Genomic DNA, 15,819 nt, shown 5'->3' with positions numbered 1-15,819 from the left:
TCCGAGGCCTTATCCCCGCGGCGTTCCTTCAACCTATCGATTCCAGCGTTTTTCCGGCCGGATCGTCGCCATGCTTGGGTAGAACCTTTCGAACGCGGTCTGAAAGGACAGCCGGTATGCGGAAAAAGTCACCAGTATGGCGATGTCGTCGCCCACGGTCGCGAAGTAGTCCGTGTAGTAATTGGGGACCTCAGACTCGAATTGTCTGCTGTGAACCCACATTTTCTCGCCGATCGTTTCGCGCCTGACGAATTGAACAGTCGAGGAGCGTCCCGTGGGTAAACCCCTGCTGTCCATCAACGGTTTTGCGGCAGATAGATGATCCTCATAGAGGTCGAGCCGATCTTCGCTTCCCCGTTCCTTCGCAGTCAGAATGATGATCGCGGTCTTCTGGGAGCCCTCCTCGGTATCTTCGCAGACCCATTCCAACCCTTCCAAACTGCATTTCCATGCCGGCGGGAGTTCGAAGGAAAGATAGGAGCTACGGAAGATTTCAGCCGAGGCCGGGGAGCCGAATCCGAGCAGCAGCACCGTCGCCAACACAAAACCGACTAGTTTCATCGTGTCTCCCCTTCTGCTACGTCATGGTCGATACGCTCCATCGTACGCATGATTTCGGTCCAGAACCGCCGTCCTTGGACGGCATCGTCGTCTCTCGCAAGGCGGTAAAGCGCTCTCGTGGATATGATACCGATATCGTTATCGGCTACCGACTCCGCCCATTCCTTCACTTGCGACCAATCGCGTTCCGACGGATCCAATTCAGCTTGAGGGTTCACTACTACGAGCTTTCTTCCGGATATTCGCGATGCGCGCGATGCCAGGCCGATGCGCGTAACCGGGGACATCGTTCGCGGTCCGGCAATGCAAAGCAGCGCGAGCGGAGCGAGGCCAGGAGGCTCGAATATCGGAGCGGCGCCGCCGGGGGTCGCTATCTCGCCCGCACCGAGCTTCAAGAAAAGTTCTCTGACCGCCGATTCGAGACTTCGCGCATCCTTGGCGGCAAGTATGCGGCTACCCGCTCTCGATGCCTCGATTTTCGACCGGGCGGTCCGCATGTCGGACTCCGTGCGGTCGCGAAGCGCGGCGAGTCGATCGAACTCACCGGCCGCCGCAGAGCCGTCTGGGGTGTCGTATCGCGCCAGCCAAGTCGGGTCGTCACGATCCAACAGCGCGCGCCAGCGCAAATGCTGCAGGAAGCGATCGCTCAGCCGATGATCATTCGAGTCCAGGGCCGCCGACAGGAGATATTCCTTCAGCTCGTCGGCCGCTTGCGCGGGCAACTCCCGAGCCAAGTAATCGAAAGCGCCCGCGAATCGGTCGTCCCTGGCCAGTGAAAAGCGCATTTCCGAATTCGCCTCCAAAAGCGCGAAATGGAGGTAGAAGTCGCCGATCTTCTCGTGCCTGAACCTGTACTCCGAGGTCGCCTTACCGCCGGCGACATCGACGGTGGTTCGCCTAACCTGCTTTCTTTGCTCGAGGATCGCGACATATTCCCCGAACGATGACCAATCGATCTCCGCCTTATTGTCCTGGCGGGCGTTGAGCGCCGACTTGGAGAACGCGCTGATAGGAAACGGTCGGTCCAACTTGGTTCGGCAATCCTCGTCGACTAGCCGGAATTGTTGTTCCTGCAATCGGAAGGGATCGGGATCGATGTCGAGCGACAGCAGGACTGCCGCCGTGTCGAGATCCATGGGATTGGCCAAGGTTGCCAAGAAGCTCGTGACGATCGCAGGATGTGCAGGATCCGCCGACTGCCGGTCCGCATTTTGGACCACTTCGTCGGACAGTTCGTCCAGATAGGCATTGACCCGCTGGGAGTAGTGCTCGCCGCGGAGAGGAGCTTCGGCATCGAGCGACGTCTCGCGACTCAAGAGAAACTCTCTCATCTGCTCCTTCGTCAACGGCAGGAGATAGTAGGTGGCCAGCCGGGTTGGCAAGGCGATGCCGACCTCCTGGGAACTCAGGAAAACGTTCGCGGTGGGATAGTCGACCACGAATCGCACAATGCGTTCCTGAAGCTCCCGGTCGACTTCGTTGAGGCCGTCGACGTAGATGTCGAGAATGCCGGAGCGGATAAGGGACACGATGAGGTCGGTATCGCGGCCGAGGCCGGGAAAGCGCGAGCAAACGGTCGATACGACGTCCTCTCCGCACTCGGCCGCGCGCAAGTAGACGAAGGGGGTCCTCTTGGACGCGTTAGCCGTGAGGACATGCCTCAAGTAGCTTGTCTTGCCTCGTCCCGAGGGACCGAAAAGGCAAGTCGGTCCCTTCCAATCGGCCAGACCGCGGACGATCTGCTCGGCGGGCGTCTTCAAACCACCGGACAGCGCCTCGCGTTCGGCGTCCTTCAGCCCGGCGGAAAGATTTGATCGGTCAAGCTTTAAGATCTGCGAGTCGGGATAGTACGGCCCTTCCTTCGTTCCGAACGAGCGGCGGCCGACGTCACCGGCCATACCGCCCGCGAATGGCGCGAACAACAATCGTCGCAGCGGACCGATCCAGACGAGGAGTATGTCGACGTAGCCGAAACCGAGGATCTTCCGAGCCAACGGGTTGTAGAAGATATGCGTCTGGACTCTGGTCGATTTGCGATAGGCCGCGAGCAGCACGCACCAGAAGGCCAAATGGAGGAAAAGCGCCGTCGGAACCGCCAGCAGGAGCAGGAATGCCGAACGAAGCAGCCACTCCCTCCTGACTGGCCAAACCTGGTCGGGCAGATCGCGCGAGAGTTCCGAATCCCATTTTCTGAGCAACCCCGTGTCCGCGACGCCCCATCCCATATGCGGCGCGAGAGCCGCCGCTCGCATCGCCATCTTCCGGCGAACCAGATCTCCCAGCGCCTGCGCCTTCGAGGCGGACCAAAGTTGGAAGAGCGTATCGAGTTGCTTCGCGGGCTTCTCGGTCGTCTCCAGCGTGCCGTCCCTGAGCGCGAGGAGCCACAGCATGTCACCTTGCTCTGTCAGGCCGATGGCATTCGCCGGCGCGAGCCAGGCCACGCAAGCCGGCAGCCAATCTTCGCCCTGGAAACTCTCCGCCGCCGACGCCTCCAGGAGCAGGACGGCGAGGCGGTTGTCGGAAAACGCTCCCAATGTCGCGGCATCGGCGCATATATTGGTCGTGCTGCCGAGCTTCGAAGGCACCGTTCGGGCCAGCATGTTCTCCAACCTCTTCGGATCGATGGTCGCCGAATCCGGGCGTTCTCCGAAGGCCCTGACGACCCTTCCCCGAAGGCCTTCGGTGGCCAATCGGTCCAGCAACCAGCCGGTTCGTTCGCGGCTGAACAGGGACGCTGGATCGTTGGTGACGCGCGAAGCCCTGGTGAACGCACGGATAGCCCTTACCGTGAGCTCGTCTGGCGAATCCGCGGGAGCCGCGCGAAGTCGCATGATCGCATCGAACGTATCGACGAGACCTTGTACATAACCCGCGAGCATCAGATCGTCGAACGCAGCTCTTGCGACGTCGAGATCGGCTTGACTGGACGACAGAAGGGCCAACTGATTCATGTCTTGGTTCGCCCACCCCTCCGATCGAGCGGTCAGGTGCAAGGCGGCGACGATGGATCTCTTGTTGCTCAGGATGTGGTCCGAAAGAGAGGCGTTCCCGGCGGGTTTGAGCGTTTGGCGCAGCGCGGACAGTGCCGGATGATCGGACGGCAGCGCCTCGATCAACGCGCCGACGAGGGGATCCACGTTCTCTTGGCGCGCGAGACTGACCAAACCAGTCGAATCCGAGGCGAAGGCGCGCCGCGTCGCTTGGGCGGTCCGGAGAATGTCGCGCACCGCCTTAAATCCCGAACCCGATTCGTCGAAGTTTTCGGCGGCGGCATTCGCAGCTTGCGATAGCGCGGCTGCGTAAGCGCGGTCGGCTGCGGTGCCGAGCCGGGACGTCGCGGCGTCCAGGACTGTTGCAATGTTTTCGGTCGAGCACGGGGGACCGGCCTGCGACCGCGCGATGCTCGAGAGCAGGCTTGTCAAGGAAGTCGCGGTGTCCTTCGGATTCAGATCCGGCCAGATCTCGACCGCCGGAATGAGGATGTCGCACCGGCCGGTTGCGAACATCTGTTTCAAAGGCAGGTCCGCAATCCGCCCTCTGAGCGCGGGTAGCGAACCGGGGGCGCCCGCGATGGCGCCCAATGCGGCGTATCCGCGATCGGCCAGCCAGAAGGCTTCGTCCCCGCGGTGACGATCGATGATTGCGGTCGCGGCGCTCGCATCGGTGCCGAGCAGGAGCCGTAACGCCTCGGCCCACGCGCCGGAATCTCCGCTTCGTTCCACGATTTTCGCCAGCGCCGTCCCGAATATCACGACCCTATCCGGTCGAAAGCTCGACACCCGCCGCAGCGCTGCGCGCACGGCGCCTGGATCGAGGCTATCGAGTGCGCCGAATAGTTCCGTGTCGGTCACCGGCAGTCCACGTGCCACCGCATATCTGAAGGCAAGAACGCGCGCCTTCGGGTCGTTCGACGACCGCAAGTCGAGCAGATAGCTCTCCATGCCCGAGACGATTTCGGGAAACGATGCGATCCTCTCGACGAGCTCGCCGCCGGCCCCGTTGGAGGGGTCGATCGCCCTTGCGATCAAAGCACGCTGCGCGGCCGGGGGCGCCCTGCGCATTCGACGCAGGACTTCGTCCACCGGCTTACCATCGACTACGCCCCGATCGTCGAAGGCGATCGTCTTGGCCAGCGCATCGGCCAGATCCGGCAGTTGCTGGGTCAGGCGCAAGTATATGTCGCGATTATCGGAGAAATTCGACCGGAGGCCCCTCTCCAGAGCTTCCTGTACCTCTCTCCTGGACATGATGGCGTCGATCGTCTTCGGCCAGAAATCGTCTCCCATTTCCAAGACTTCAGCGTGCTTGGCCGCCAACGTTTCCAGGACGTTGCGAGACAGATCGATCGGAGCTGACAGGAGTTTCACGACGCCAACGGCCAGGCGGTCTTCGGCCCTGTCGGGTACACCCGACCGAGCGAGCGGCGACATCGCGCCGAAGACCCCCATCGACAGAAAGCAGCAGGTAGCGAGGGCGGTGCGGCGTATCGTGCGGGGCCCGCCGACGCCCGAACGACCGACTCGCCCGAACCGATTGACCGCGTCGTCGCAGAATCCGGAGATTGAAGCCAACGAGGCCTCCCAGATCGACCCTACAGAATGGCATCTTCAGCATGGCTTGAAGAGCAATCCAAATGCAACGATAACGTGCAGTAGGGTGAGTTGAAAGATGTTCTTAGGGGCGCTCTTAAGGACCGGCGGCGATAGAGTGCGGCTCCGACGACGAGAGTTTTGCACAGAGCGGCTCAAGCAAAACCTTTCGGCTGCCTTCAGTTGGTAGGCATCAACGCAGTTACGGATGCCACGGTCCTCGACCGTGTGTAAAACAGCTCGAAGATCAGTGCGCACACATGCACCAGCACCCACTTGCGCGCCACGGTTGCGCGGGTCTCTGACAGTTTCTAGACAAAGGAGAACGTTTGCGAATGGGTCGCACCACTAATGTCTTCCAAAAGAGCATCCGCCCATTTGCGAAAGGCTCTCCTGTTGGAGGACGAGTGCCATCTGCCCGAACGCGGCGACCGACCGCGCATGAAGGAGGCGGAGTATTGCCATGAGCTCTCACTTCCTGCTGGATCGACATCGCTGGGCGATGGCGGCGCTGCACCGAACCCTGGGAGCGCGAGGAGCGGGAGATCTTTGCTCGGATGGTGCTCACCCGCCGAAATCTACCATGCCTAAGCGGGAGCGGGCACCCCGAGAACCGAGCCAATCTCAGGCTTTGTCTATAGGAATAGCTAGTTCGCGCGCGTCTACGAACTTTTCGACAATGACACGCGTGTGATTGGTCATGGCTTGTGGTCCGCCGCCTACGTGCCGTAACGCCCTTCAAGCGTTCGCACAATCCTCCACTCTTTAAGGCGCAGTTCGACTATCTCGGAAGGGACCAGGCGCTAACGACCCTGCAACACGTTGGAAACAGCGCTTCCGATCAGAGCTGCATTGTGTGCGTTGACGGCGGCCTCCGATGGCCGATTGACGCGCACAAGAACCGTTTTGCCACTCTGGTCCTTTGCCGCCTGGCATGACCATGCGCCAGGCGCGAGGGTCATGAAAACTTCGTGCGTCCGTGTGCGCGACGGGTCGAGCAGGGGGTTCGAAGGTGTGAAGATTCGGTCATGCCTTTTGGAACATTACAAGAACAAATTGTCGGGTTGATCGCCTCTGTGGCGACTGCGCCGCAGCGCGGCCGCCACCTCCGTCGCCGTTCATCGGGAATGACCGTGACGAGCGCCGACAACCGCGTCGAACGAGGAACGACTGCTCACTGAAGGTGGGCGGAGTTCCGTCCCCCAGGCGAAAATTTCAGAATATGTACTTGAAACCATATGTTTCCGATGCCATTATCTTCACATGGTTTGGCAGGTCAACTTGCACGACGAGTTTGAGTTCGATGAGCTTCCGTCCGAAATTCAGGACGAACTCTTAGCTCGTTTGAAGGTGCTCGCCGAGTTCGGACCTAACCTTGGTCGCCCGAATGTCGATACGCTTGAAGGTTCATCCTTCCCAAATATGAAGGAGCTTCGATTTCGGAAGGACGGCCTTTGGCGGTTCGCGTTCGCCTTCGATAGCCGGCAACAGGCAATAGTTCTTGTTGGTGGCGATAAGGAGGGCGAAAACCAAACGAAGTTCTACAAGACTTTGATCAAGGTAGCCGACGCTCGTTTCAGCGCGCATTTGCGAAAGCTGCGGCCTGCGTTGAAGAAGAAATAGGAGATGAACATGCGCAAGCTCGATGATGTGATTGGCAAGCTCTCCCCTGCTCGTCGGCAGAAGGTTGAGGCCAGGGCGCAGGAATTGATTGCCGAAGAACTGACCCTGCAGGATATTCGCAGAGCTCAGAAGCTCACGCAGCAGCAAATGGCTCGATCGCTCAAGATTGGACAGGACAGCATTTCACGCCTTGAAAAGCGAAGCGATATGATGCTGTCCACCATGCGAAGCTACGTTGAGGCTATGGGCGGCTCGCTAGAACTGGTCGCTCGCTTTCCGAAGCGAGCGCCGGTTATAATCAGATCAATGGAAGACGTTTCCTCTGCGCCGAAAAAGGTCGTCAAGCGCAAGAAGCCAGAGCTTGTTCGGGCCTGAAGAACTAGAACTGCATGAGACTGCAGGCTTAGCCGCCACGCTACTCGATACTCCGCATGTCGATCACGTTTACATGCTGCAGGCGATCGCCCTCGAGACAATCCGAGATCGACGACATGAAAGCCTCGTGATGCTCCTCTACGAGCCCTGGCCTCCTGTCCCCGATTGAATTTAGCTTGTCTTCGAGCTTTCGGTCGACGATGACATATCGAACACTGAGGTCTGGGGGGACGATCGACGCATTCCGCACCCGGTCAGCTTTGCGAAGGTGGCTGGCATCAAGAATCGCATCAGATCCTGCGCGCATCAGAGAAGCAATCTTCTCCCGCGCCGACCTAAAGATCGGCCCTTGACTGCCTGAAACGGACAAGCTGCCGTACATCTGCATTCGAAGGCTAACAAAGGCCGGGAAAGTTGTAGAATGTCACCCATCTCCCGGTAGCGTCACCCAAACAGTGCGCGCCGGCCCGTCATATCCGCCTTGACACGATCAACCGACGCAACGCAGCTCGGCTCGAACGTCGAGTTCCGTCCGAAAAGCTTGGCGTATGCCTGAAGAACCATCACTAGAGTCGATCTTACAGGACCTTCGGTCGAGGCATGAGGGGAGCCGTGTGCTGGGGCCAAGCCGTGCACCTGAGCCATCGGGGCCGATCGTCCCCGCTCGGAGTTGGCAGCCTCAGTCTTCAAGAACTGCATCGGACAGCGTCTAGCGCCGAATCGGCTGCTGTGACTGCGGCGCCAATGTTTCGTTTTCAGCCGAGGCCTGTCCGCACTGCGGCTCGGGCGAGCGTCCGGGCTTATGTGCAATACCCCAAAAGAGCGCGCCTGCACCGGATCGAGGAGAAAAACCGATCAGACCCTGATCGGCATGATGGCCCCGTGCTGGGGGATCGGCTTCTTCTACGGCGCCATGATGCTCGGCGCTCTCGGCGCCTTCAGGCGCTCACGTCCTGAGACATCTGCGCGAAGATGTGCCAGCCAACATTTTCGACGGACGGATGGAAGCCCGACGATGAGGATCACGTAGAGTGTGCCCGCATTGTGCCCCGGCATTTTCGGGGCACGCGGCGTGGGAAGAAGCCTTCTAAGTGATTGTATTTTCGAGATTAATGGTGGGCGCACAAGGGATCGAACCTTGGACCTCTCCCGTGTGAAGGGAACGCTCTCCCGCTGAGCTATGCGCCCGGGACCATCATGCCAACGGCCGGACTTTTCGGCCGGCCGGCGCATCGGAGCCCGCGATTTAGAAGTGCGGGCTATCAGTGTCAAGTTTTCAGGCGGCCCCAGGGGCGGAAAACCTTCCAATGGTGTCACAATTCGGTGGCGCGGCCGGATTTTGGGCCGCTTACGCGCCCTGCTGACGGGCGCGGGAGGCATGGGCCTGGAGCGCACGGATGCGCTCGGCCAGCGTTCCACCGCCTTCGGGCAGCGGGCCTGCTGCGCCATTGGTGGCGACGCCATTGGCCGGGCGCGGCGCGGGCTTCGGCGGCTGGCCGGCTTCGGCGGCCAGCAGCGCCTCGATCGGCGAGTTCGGGCCCTCGAGCTGCATCGCAAGTTTTGCCACCTCGGCGGCGATGTCGTTGATGCGCTCGCGCAGAAGCGCGTTCTCCATGCGCTCGGTCGCCCAGGAGCTCTCGGCCTGCTGCTGGATCGCATTGACGTCGCGCTGCAGTTTCGCGCGCTCGTCGCGGGCGGTGCGCAGCTGCTCTTCCAGCGCGGCCTTCTCGGCGCGCAGCGTCTCCATCGCGGCCGATGATTTGCCGCCGCTCAGTGCGGCGATCTCGACCCGCAGCTCCTTGATGGTGCGCTCGGCGCCCTCGTTGGTCTGGCGCAGCTGGTTGTTCTCGTATTCGCGCTCGGCCAGCAGCTTGCCCTGCGTGGCGAGGCGGCCTTCGAGGTCGGCAACGCGGCCCGAGAGCATCTCGGCTTCCTTGACCTGCACGATCAGCTGGCGATCGAGCTCGGTGACGCGCTGGCTCAGATTCTCGACACGGCCGCGGGCCTCGCCAAGCTCGCGCGAGACGGTTTCGGATTCGCTGCGCTCCTGCGCCAGGCGCGCCTGCGTCGCGGCAAATTCCTTCTCGGCATCGCCGACCCGGTTCTTCAATTCCTCGATCTGCGCGCGCACCGCGACCAGCTCGACCTGGCGGCTCTCCGCCATCATCGAGCGGTCCGACAGTTCGGAGTTGATCTTGGCGAGCTCGCCCTGCTTGTTGCTCAGCGCGATCTCGGCCTCGCGCAGCGCTTCGCTCTTGGCGTTGAATTCCTCCTCGGTCGCCCGCAGCTGCTCCTTCACCGCCTTCTCGCGCGCCTCGAGCGCGAAGATCGTGGCGTTCTTCTCGCCGAGCTCGATCTTCATGCGATTGATGGCGTCGGTCTTCTTGCCGAGCTCGGCGAGCTGGCTGGTAGTCTTGTTCTTGAGCTGCTCGACGCTCATCTCGAGCCGCCGCGCCGACATGGCGAACTCGGCGCGGAGCTGGTCCTTGTCGGCCTGGATCTCCGCCATCGACAGCGGCGTTGCCGCCTCGAGCCGGCGCGTGGTCAGGCGCACCGCGCGGTTATGCACCAGCGGCACGATGGCGAGCCCGCACAGCATCGACAGCAGGAAACCGATCGCCAGGTACATGATCGGTTCGACCATGGGTCAGAGCTCCAACAGACAAGGGAAAATTTACCAAGGACAATGCATGGCGGGCCGGCAAAAAGCCAGCCCTGCCCTGTTGTTAACGTGAATCCGGAAGCCGGATCGGGGGAGAAGCCTAGAACGGGTTCCAGGTCGCCCGCGGCGTGTATTTGAGGTAGCCGATATTGGCGCCGAGGCGTAGGCCGAGGCCGGAGCGGATCGGCACCAGCACGATGTTGTTGGCGGTGAGCGCCGTCATGCCGAAGCCGCCGATGATATAGGCCGAGCCGTCGATGCCGGCGAAGCGCTGGTAGATCGCATTGGTGGCGGGCAGGTTATAGACCAGCGTCATGGTGCGCGCGCCGTCGCCGCCCCAGTCGAAGCCGAGCGAGGGACCCTGCCAGTAGACGCGCAAATCGCCGGCGTTCTTGGTGTAGAGCGTGCCTTCGCCGTAGCGCAGCCCAGCGACGAAGGCGCCGGAGCCTTCTTCGCCGAGGATGTAGCCGTTCGGCAGGCCCCATTGGCTGACCGCCTTCTCGATGATCGAGGCGAGCCCGCGCGAGACATTGCCGAAGAAGCGATGGCCGGCGGTGACGAGCTCGTCCGGTCCATAGGTATTGGGAGTCGGGGTCCGCTGCGGTGGTGGCAGGTCCGGGGGCGGCGCGGCCGTCTGGGCGGAAGCCGGCACGGTCCAGCCAGCCAGCGCGATGAGCGCCGCTGCGGCAAGGCGTGATGCGAAAGTCATAAAAGAACCCCTGATATCGATCCCGGTCCGCTTCCCTTAACCTGATGCTATTAGGCACGGCTCTAGGTTGGTCCGGATGACCCCTCGACTCGAATGTTATCCGCAGCAACTATGACGGCACAACGGCAGGAAGATAGCCCTTTGCGCCCCGGAACTGCCTTGATCGGCGGTCTGGTCTGCCTGCTGGCGTGCATTTGGCTCGGCCTGTCCGGGTTACCTGCACAGGCCGCCACCACCGAGCGGATTGTCGTCAATCGCTTCTCCGGCGTCGCCATCGAGGGCTTCGACCCCGTGGCCTATTTCGTTGACGGCGGAGCCGAGCAGGGGACGGCGCAGTTCGAGGCCAATCTCTGGGGCGCGGTCTGGCGCTTCCGCAACGACGGCAACCGGGCGGAGTTCCTGTCCCATCCCGAGATCTATGGCCCGCAATTCGGCGGCTATGATCCCGTCGACATCGCCCGCGGCGTCACGATCGCCGGCAATCCCCGCTTCTTCGTGATCGCGGCGCAGCGGCTTTATCTGTTCAGCCGGGAAGACAATCGGGACGCCTTCACCGCCGACCCCGAACGATTCCTGTATGAAGTCGGCAAGCGCTGGCCGGCGCTGCAGGACAAGCTCAGTCAGTAGGTCGTTACCGCTTCGGCATCGCCCCAGGCGATGAAATCAGGGATGATGAAGCCGGTGTCGCCGCGCTCGCCGAACCGGAGCTCGCCGCCTTTGCCGTCGGTCACCTTGCCGCCGGCGGCCGTCACCACCGCGCAGCCCGCCCCGACGTCCCATTCGCAGGTCGGCCCGAAGCGGGGGTAGATGTCGGCATTGCCCTCCGCGATCCGGCCGAACTTGACGGCCGAGCCGCAGGTCTTTCTGACGGCGTTGGGCCTGCTATCGATGAAGGCTTCGCTCTTGGGGTCGCCATGCGAACGGCTCACCGCCGCGATCCAGGGCTCGCCAGGCCCGGGCAGCTTGCGGGTCCGAATCGGCTGGGCAGCGCCGCTGGTGGTGCCTTCGAATGTGACGCGCTCGGCGCCGCGCCCGACGATGCCGCGCCAGAGCACGCCGAGCGCGGGCGCGCTGACGATGCCGAGCAGCGGCACGCCCTTGGTAACCAGAGCGAGATTGACGGTGAACTCGTCGCGGCCGGCGACGAATTCCTTGGTGCCGTCGAGCGGATCGATCAGGAAGAAGCTGCCGCGAAACGGCGGCGAGGCGAGATGGGTCCGCTCCTCCGACAGCGTCGGCACGTCGTTCGCAAGCCGGCCGAGGCCCTCGGCAATGATTCGGTCGGCGGCGAGGTCGGCCTCGGTGACAGGCGAGCCGTCCTGCTTGCCATCGACCCGCATCGCGGAGCGGTTGACGGCAAGGATCGCCTCGCCGGCCTGCACCACCAGCGCGGTCAGGGGCTCCATCAGCCTACCAGCGGCCTCGCCGTCGATGATCCTCACCTGCATGCCTCATTCATCGGCAAGTTTGCCTCTGTTCACGTGATTCGCCCGTGTCCCCTTATGGCCGCTTCGAACCTATCGCAAGCTTCCTGCCACGGGCTGGCGAATGATAGAACCCGCAGCGACAGTCCAGGCCATGCGTGATTCGCCGCGTCCGCGCCGTGCAATTCCAGGAACCCTCTATGTCTGACGCTCCGTCTTCGGCTACCGCTTCTGCTCCCGATATGCTCGAACTCGCGGCCCTTTTGTGCTCGCGGGTCTGTCACGATCTCATCAGCCCGGTCGGCGCCATCGTCAATGGGCTTGAGGTGCTCGATGACGATCCCAAGCCCGAGGACCGCGAATTCGCGCTCGACCTGATCCGCAAGAGTGCCAAGACCGCCTCCGCCCGCCTGCAGTTCTGCCGTCTCGCCTTCGGCGCGGCCGGCTCCTCCGGAGCGCAGATCGACCTCGGCGATGCCCAGACCATGGCGAAGGGCCACATCGAGGACGGCAAGTGCACGATCACATGGAATCTGCCGCGGCTGCTGCTGCCGAAGAACCGCGTCAAGCTGCTGCTGAATATGCTGGTCGTGTCCCAGCACACGATCCCGCGCGGCGGCTTGCTCACGGTCGATCCGATCGGCGAGGGCGCGGCGATGAGCTTCCGCATCACCGCGACCGGGCACAACGCGCGCCTGCCGCAGAACATCTCCGAGCTCTTGAGCGGCGAGCGCGGCCCGGCCGCCGATGCTCATGCGATCCAGCCTTATTACACGCGGCTGTTGGCGCAGGCCTGCGGGCTCAGCGTGACGCTCAAGCTGGAGGGCGAAGCCGTCATCGTTACCGCTTCGTAAAACGCGCGCTGCGCCCTTAGTTAACCGATCCTTGACGAGGCGCTTCGGCTTGTCCGGAGCGCCTTATCTCTTTGTTGGTTCCGTTCTTTTGCACATACTCAACCAATATTAAACGCTTTGCGGTGAAGCTGGCCTCATTCCGATCTGGCGCATCACGTCTCGTGCGCGCCCTCCCTGTATGAAGGCCTGTTTTCATGGATGATCTGTTGCGGGAGTTTCTGACGGAGACCAGCGAGAGCCTGGACACCGTCGACAATCAGCTGGTGAAGTTCGAGCAGGAGCCGAACAACGCCAAGATCCTGGATAACATCTTCCGCCTGGTCCACACCATCAAGGGCACGTGCGGCTTCCTCGGGTTGCCGCGGCTCGAAGCGCTGGCGCATGCCGGCGAGACCTTGATGGGCAAATTCCGCGACGGCATGCCGGTGACCGGCCAGGCCGTGACGGTGATCCTGTCCTCGATCGACCGCATCAAGGAGATCCTGGCCGGCTTGGAGGCGACCGAAGCCGAGCCTGAAGGCAACGACCGCGATCTCATCGACAAGCTGGAAGCGATGGTCGAGCAGGGCATGGCCGCGATGTCAGGCTCGGCGCAGCCGATGCCGGCTGGCGGCTCCGCTCCCGTTGCTGACGCCCCGCCGCTGGTGCCGGAAGCGCCGCCTGCTGCTGCGCCCGCACCCGCCAAGGAGATGACCACGGGCTCGCTGGTCGACCAGACGCTGGAGCGTCCGCTCCGTCCGGGCGAGGTCTCGCTCGACGAGCTCGAGCGCGCCTTCCGCGAGACCGCGATCGAAGCGCCGGTGCCCGCGCCCGTTGCCAAGGCCGAAGTGAAGGCCGAAGCGAAGGCCGAGCCGGCTCCTGCCGCCGAAGCGCCGAAGGACACCAGGGCGCCCAAGGAGAAGGCCGCGCCGAAGAAGTCGATGGCCGACGAGAGTGCGAGCGAGGGCGAGCGCATCGCCAACCAGTCGATCCGCGTCAACGTGGATACGCTGGAGCATCTGATGACCATGGTCTCCGAGCTGGTGCTGACCCGCAACCAGCTGCTGGAGATCTCCCGCCGCAACGAGGACACCGAGTTCAAGGTGCCGTTGCAGCGCCTCTCCAACGTCACCGCCGAGCTGCAGGAAGGCGTCATGAAGACGCGCATGCAGCCGATCGGCAATGCCTGGCAGAAGCTGCCCCGCATCGTCCGCGACCTCTCGAGCGAACTCGGCAAGCAGATCGAGCTGGAGATGCACGGCGCCGACACCGAGCTCGACCGCCAGGTGCTCGATCTGATCAAGGACCCGCTCACCCACATGGTGCGCAACTCCGCCGATCACGGCCTGGAAACCCCCGCCGAGCGGCTCGCTGCCGGCAAGGGCGAGCAGGGCACCATCCGCCTGTCCGCCTATCACGAGGGCGGCCACATCATCATCTGCATCGCCGACAACGGCCGTGGCCTCAACACCGAGAAGATCAAGGCCAAGGCGCTCTCTTCAGGTCTCGTCACCGAGGCCGAGCTGGAGAAGATGAGCGAAGCCCAGATCCACAAGTTCATCTTCGCGCCGGGCTTCTCGACCGCAGCCGCCATCACCTCGGTCTCGGGCCGCGGCGTCGGCATGGACGTGGTCCGCACCAATATCGACCAGATCGGCGGCACCATCGACATCAAGTCGGTGGCCGGTGAAGGCTCCTCCGTCACCATCAAGATCCCGCTGACGCTGGCGATCGTCTCCGCCCTGATCGTGGAAGCCGCCGGCGACCGCTTTGCCATTCCCCAGCTCTCGGTGGTCGAGCTGGTCCGGGCCCGCGCCAACTCGGAGCACCGCATCGAGCGCATCAAGGACACCGCGGTGCTGCGCCTGCGCAACAAGCTGTTGCCGCTGATCCACCTGAAGAAGCTCTTGAAGATCGACGACGGCGCGGCCAGCGATCCCGAGAACGGCTTCATCGTGGTGACGCAAGTCGGCAGCCAGACCTTCGGCATCGTCGTCGACGGCGTGTTCCACACCGAAGAAATCGTGGTCAAGCCGATGTCGACCAAGCTGCGTCACATCGACATGTTCTCCGGCAACACCATTTTGGGCGATGGCGCTGTCATCATGATCATCGACCCCAACGGCATTGCCAAGGCGCTCGGCGCCGCCGGCTCCTCGGCCCATGACATGGCCGACGACAACAGCGCCCATCACATCGGCTCGGGCGAGCAGACCACCTCGCTGCTGGTGTTCCGCGCCGGCTCGTCGCAGCCCAAGGCGGTCCCGCTCGGTCTCGTCACCCGCCTGGAAGAGCTCCCGGCCGACAAGATCGAGTTCAGTAACGGCCGCTACATGGTGCAGTACCGCGAGCAGCTGATGCCGCTCGTCTCCATGGACGGCGTCACCATCGCCTCCCAGGGCGCCCAGCCGATCCTGGTGTTCGCCGATGACGGCCGCTCCATGGGCCTCGTCGTCGACGAGATCATCGACATCGTCGAGGAGCGCCTCAACATCGAGGTCGGCGGCTCGGCTTCCGGCATCCTCGGCTCGGCCGTGATCAAGGGCCAGGCCACCGAGGTGATCGACGTCGGCCACTTCCTGCCCATGGCGTTCGCCGACTGGTTCACCCGCAAGGAGATGAAGCCGTCGATGCATTCGCAGTCGGTGCTGCTGGTCGACGACAGTGCCTTCTTCCGCAACATGCTGGCCCCGGTGCTGAAGGCCGCCGGCTACCGCGTCCGCACCGCGCCGACCGCGCAGGAGGGCCTGGCTGCGCTGCGTGCGCAGAGCTTCGACGTGGTCCTGACCGACATCGAGATGCCCGACATGAACGGGTTCGAGTTCGCCGAAGTGATCCGCTCCGACAGCAATCTGGGCTCGATGCCGATCATCGGCCTGTCCGCCCTGGTGTCGCCGGCCGCGATCGAGCGCGGCCGTCAGGCCGGCTTCCACGACTATGTCGCCAAGTTCGACCGTCCCGGCCTGATCGCGGCGCTGAAGGAGCAGACCGCGGGCGCCGCCGGCGCCTCCGAGCTGAGCCGGGCCGCGGCATAAGGGCAGGG

The 15,819-nt window shown here is 62.9% G+C and carries 10 protein-coding genes and 1 tRNA gene; 5 read left to right on the top strand and 6 right to left on the bottom strand.

Features of this window, described 5'->3' with window-relative positions:
• Nucleotides 1-33 precede the first annotated feature (33 nt).
• Nucleotides 34-561, bottom strand: coding sequence for a hypothetical protein (locus ACNJX9_RS32755; RefSeq protein WP_439406142.1), 528 nt, complete (start codon nt 559-561; stop codon nt 34-36).
• The gene (locus ACNJX9_RS32750; RefSeq protein ID WP_439406141.1) at nt 558-5,132 is read right to left on the bottom strand and encodes a hypothetical protein; all 4,575 of its coding nucleotides are present in this window, start codon (nt 5,130-5,132) and stop codon (nt 558-560) included. Before ACNJX9_RS32750 ends, ACNJX9_RS32755 begins: the two co-directional genes overlap by 4 nt.
• A gap of 1,299 nt (nt 5,133-6,431) precedes the next feature.
• Between ACNJX9_RS32750 and ACNJX9_RS32745 the strand changes: the two genes are divergently transcribed.
• Entirely contained in the window at nt 6,432-6,773 is a 342-nt protein-coding gene (locus ACNJX9_RS32745; protein ID WP_439406139.1) for a type II toxin-antitoxin system RelE/ParE family toxin, read from the top strand.
• Between the two features lie 9 nt (nt 6,774-6,782).
• Entirely contained in the window at nt 6,783-7,148 is a 366-nt protein-coding gene (locus ACNJX9_RS32740) for an XRE family transcriptional regulator (protein WP_439406137.1), read from the top strand.
• A gap of 1,113 nt (nt 7,149-8,261) precedes the next feature.
• Here ACNJX9_RS32740 and ACNJX9_RS32735 read toward each other — a convergent pair.
• The 3 genes from ACNJX9_RS32735 to ACNJX9_RS32725 form a co-directional block, all read right to left on the bottom strand.
• Nucleotides 8,262-8,336: transfer RNA gene (locus tag ACNJX9_RS32735), tRNA-Val, on the bottom strand.
• A 160-nt stretch (nt 8,337-8,496) separates the two neighbouring features.
• A complete protein-coding gene (locus ACNJX9_RS32730; RefSeq protein WP_439406135.1) occupies nt 8,497-9,792 on the bottom strand; it encodes a hypothetical protein in 1,296 nt (431 codons plus the stop codon).
• Nucleotides 9,793-9,910: 118 nt separating this feature from the next.
• Entirely contained in the window at nt 9,911-10,519 is a 609-nt protein-coding gene (locus tag ACNJX9_RS32725; RefSeq protein WP_057748565.1) for a DUF1134 domain-containing protein, read from the bottom strand.
• A gap of 141 nt (nt 10,520-10,660) precedes the next feature.
• Between ACNJX9_RS32725 and ACNJX9_RS32720 the strand changes: the two genes are divergently transcribed.
• Entirely contained in the window at nt 10,661-11,146 is a 486-nt protein-coding gene (locus tag ACNJX9_RS32720; RefSeq protein ID WP_057748732.1) for a YHS domain-containing (seleno)protein, read from the top strand.
• Here ACNJX9_RS32720 and ACNJX9_RS32715 read toward each other — a convergent pair.
• Nucleotides 11,140-11,967: a 3'(2'),5'-bisphosphate nucleotidase CysQ family protein gene (locus ACNJX9_RS32715; RefSeq protein WP_439406132.1), complete on the bottom strand. Its 828-nt coding sequence runs from the start codon at nt 11,965-11,967 to the stop codon at nt 11,140-11,142. The two genes, ACNJX9_RS32720 and ACNJX9_RS32715, sit on opposite strands and share 7 nt — an antisense overlap.
• Nucleotides 11,968-12,143: 176 nt before the next feature.
• Here ACNJX9_RS32715 and chpT point away from each other — a divergent pair, with 176 nt between their 5' ends.
• Nucleotides 12,144-12,797: a histidine phosphotransferase ChpT gene (chpT, locus tag ACNJX9_RS32710; protein ID WP_057748559.1), complete on the top strand. Its 654-nt coding sequence runs from the start codon at nt 12,144-12,146 to the stop codon at nt 12,795-12,797.
• A 194-nt stretch (nt 12,798-12,991) separates the two neighbouring features.
• Nucleotides 12,992-15,811 (top strand): hybrid sensor histidine kinase/response regulator, encoded by a 2,820-nt coding sequence (locus ACNJX9_RS32705; RefSeq protein WP_057740847.1) that lies wholly within the window; start codon nt 12,992-12,994, stop codon nt 15,809-15,811.
• Nucleotides 15,812-15,819: the final 8 nt, after the last annotated feature.

Source organism: Bradyrhizobium sp. BLXBL-03, from assembly GCF_051853015.1.
GTDB classification, from domain to species: Bacteria; Pseudomonadota; Alphaproteobacteria; order Rhizobiales; family Xanthobacteraceae; genus Bradyrhizobium; species Bradyrhizobium manausense.
This window is presented reverse-complemented; position numbering and strand designations above follow the sequence as displayed.

Excerpts from the sequence above, each read along its gene's own strand:
- ACNJX9_RS32755 (WP_439406142.1), bottom strand. The coding sequence starts at position 561 with ATGAAACTAGTCGGTTTTGTGTTGGCGACGGTGCTGCTGCTCGGATTC.
- ACNJX9_RS32715 (WP_439406132.1), bottom strand. The coding sequence starts at position 11,967 with ATGCAGGTGAGGATCATCGACGGCGAGGCCGCTGGTAGGCTGATGGAG.
- ACNJX9_RS32730 (WP_439406135.1), bottom strand. The coding sequence starts at position 9,792 with ATGGTCGAACCGATCATGTACCTGGCGATCGGTTTCCTGCTGTCGATG.
- chpT (WP_057748559.1), top strand. The coding sequence starts at position 12,144 with ATGTCTGACGCTCCGTCTTCGGCTACCGCTTCTGCTCCCGATATGCTC.
- ACNJX9_RS32705 (WP_057740847.1), top strand. The coding sequence starts at position 12,992 with ATGGATGATCTGTTGCGGGAGTTTCTGACGGAGACCAGCGAGAGCCTG.
- ACNJX9_RS32740 (WP_439406137.1), top strand. The coding sequence starts at position 6,783 with ATGCGCAAGCTCGATGATGTGATTGGCAAGCTCTCCCCTGCTCGTCGG.
- ACNJX9_RS32725 (WP_057748565.1), bottom strand. The coding sequence starts at position 10,519 with ATGACTTTCGCATCACGCCTTGCCGCAGCGGCGCTCATCGCGCTGGCT.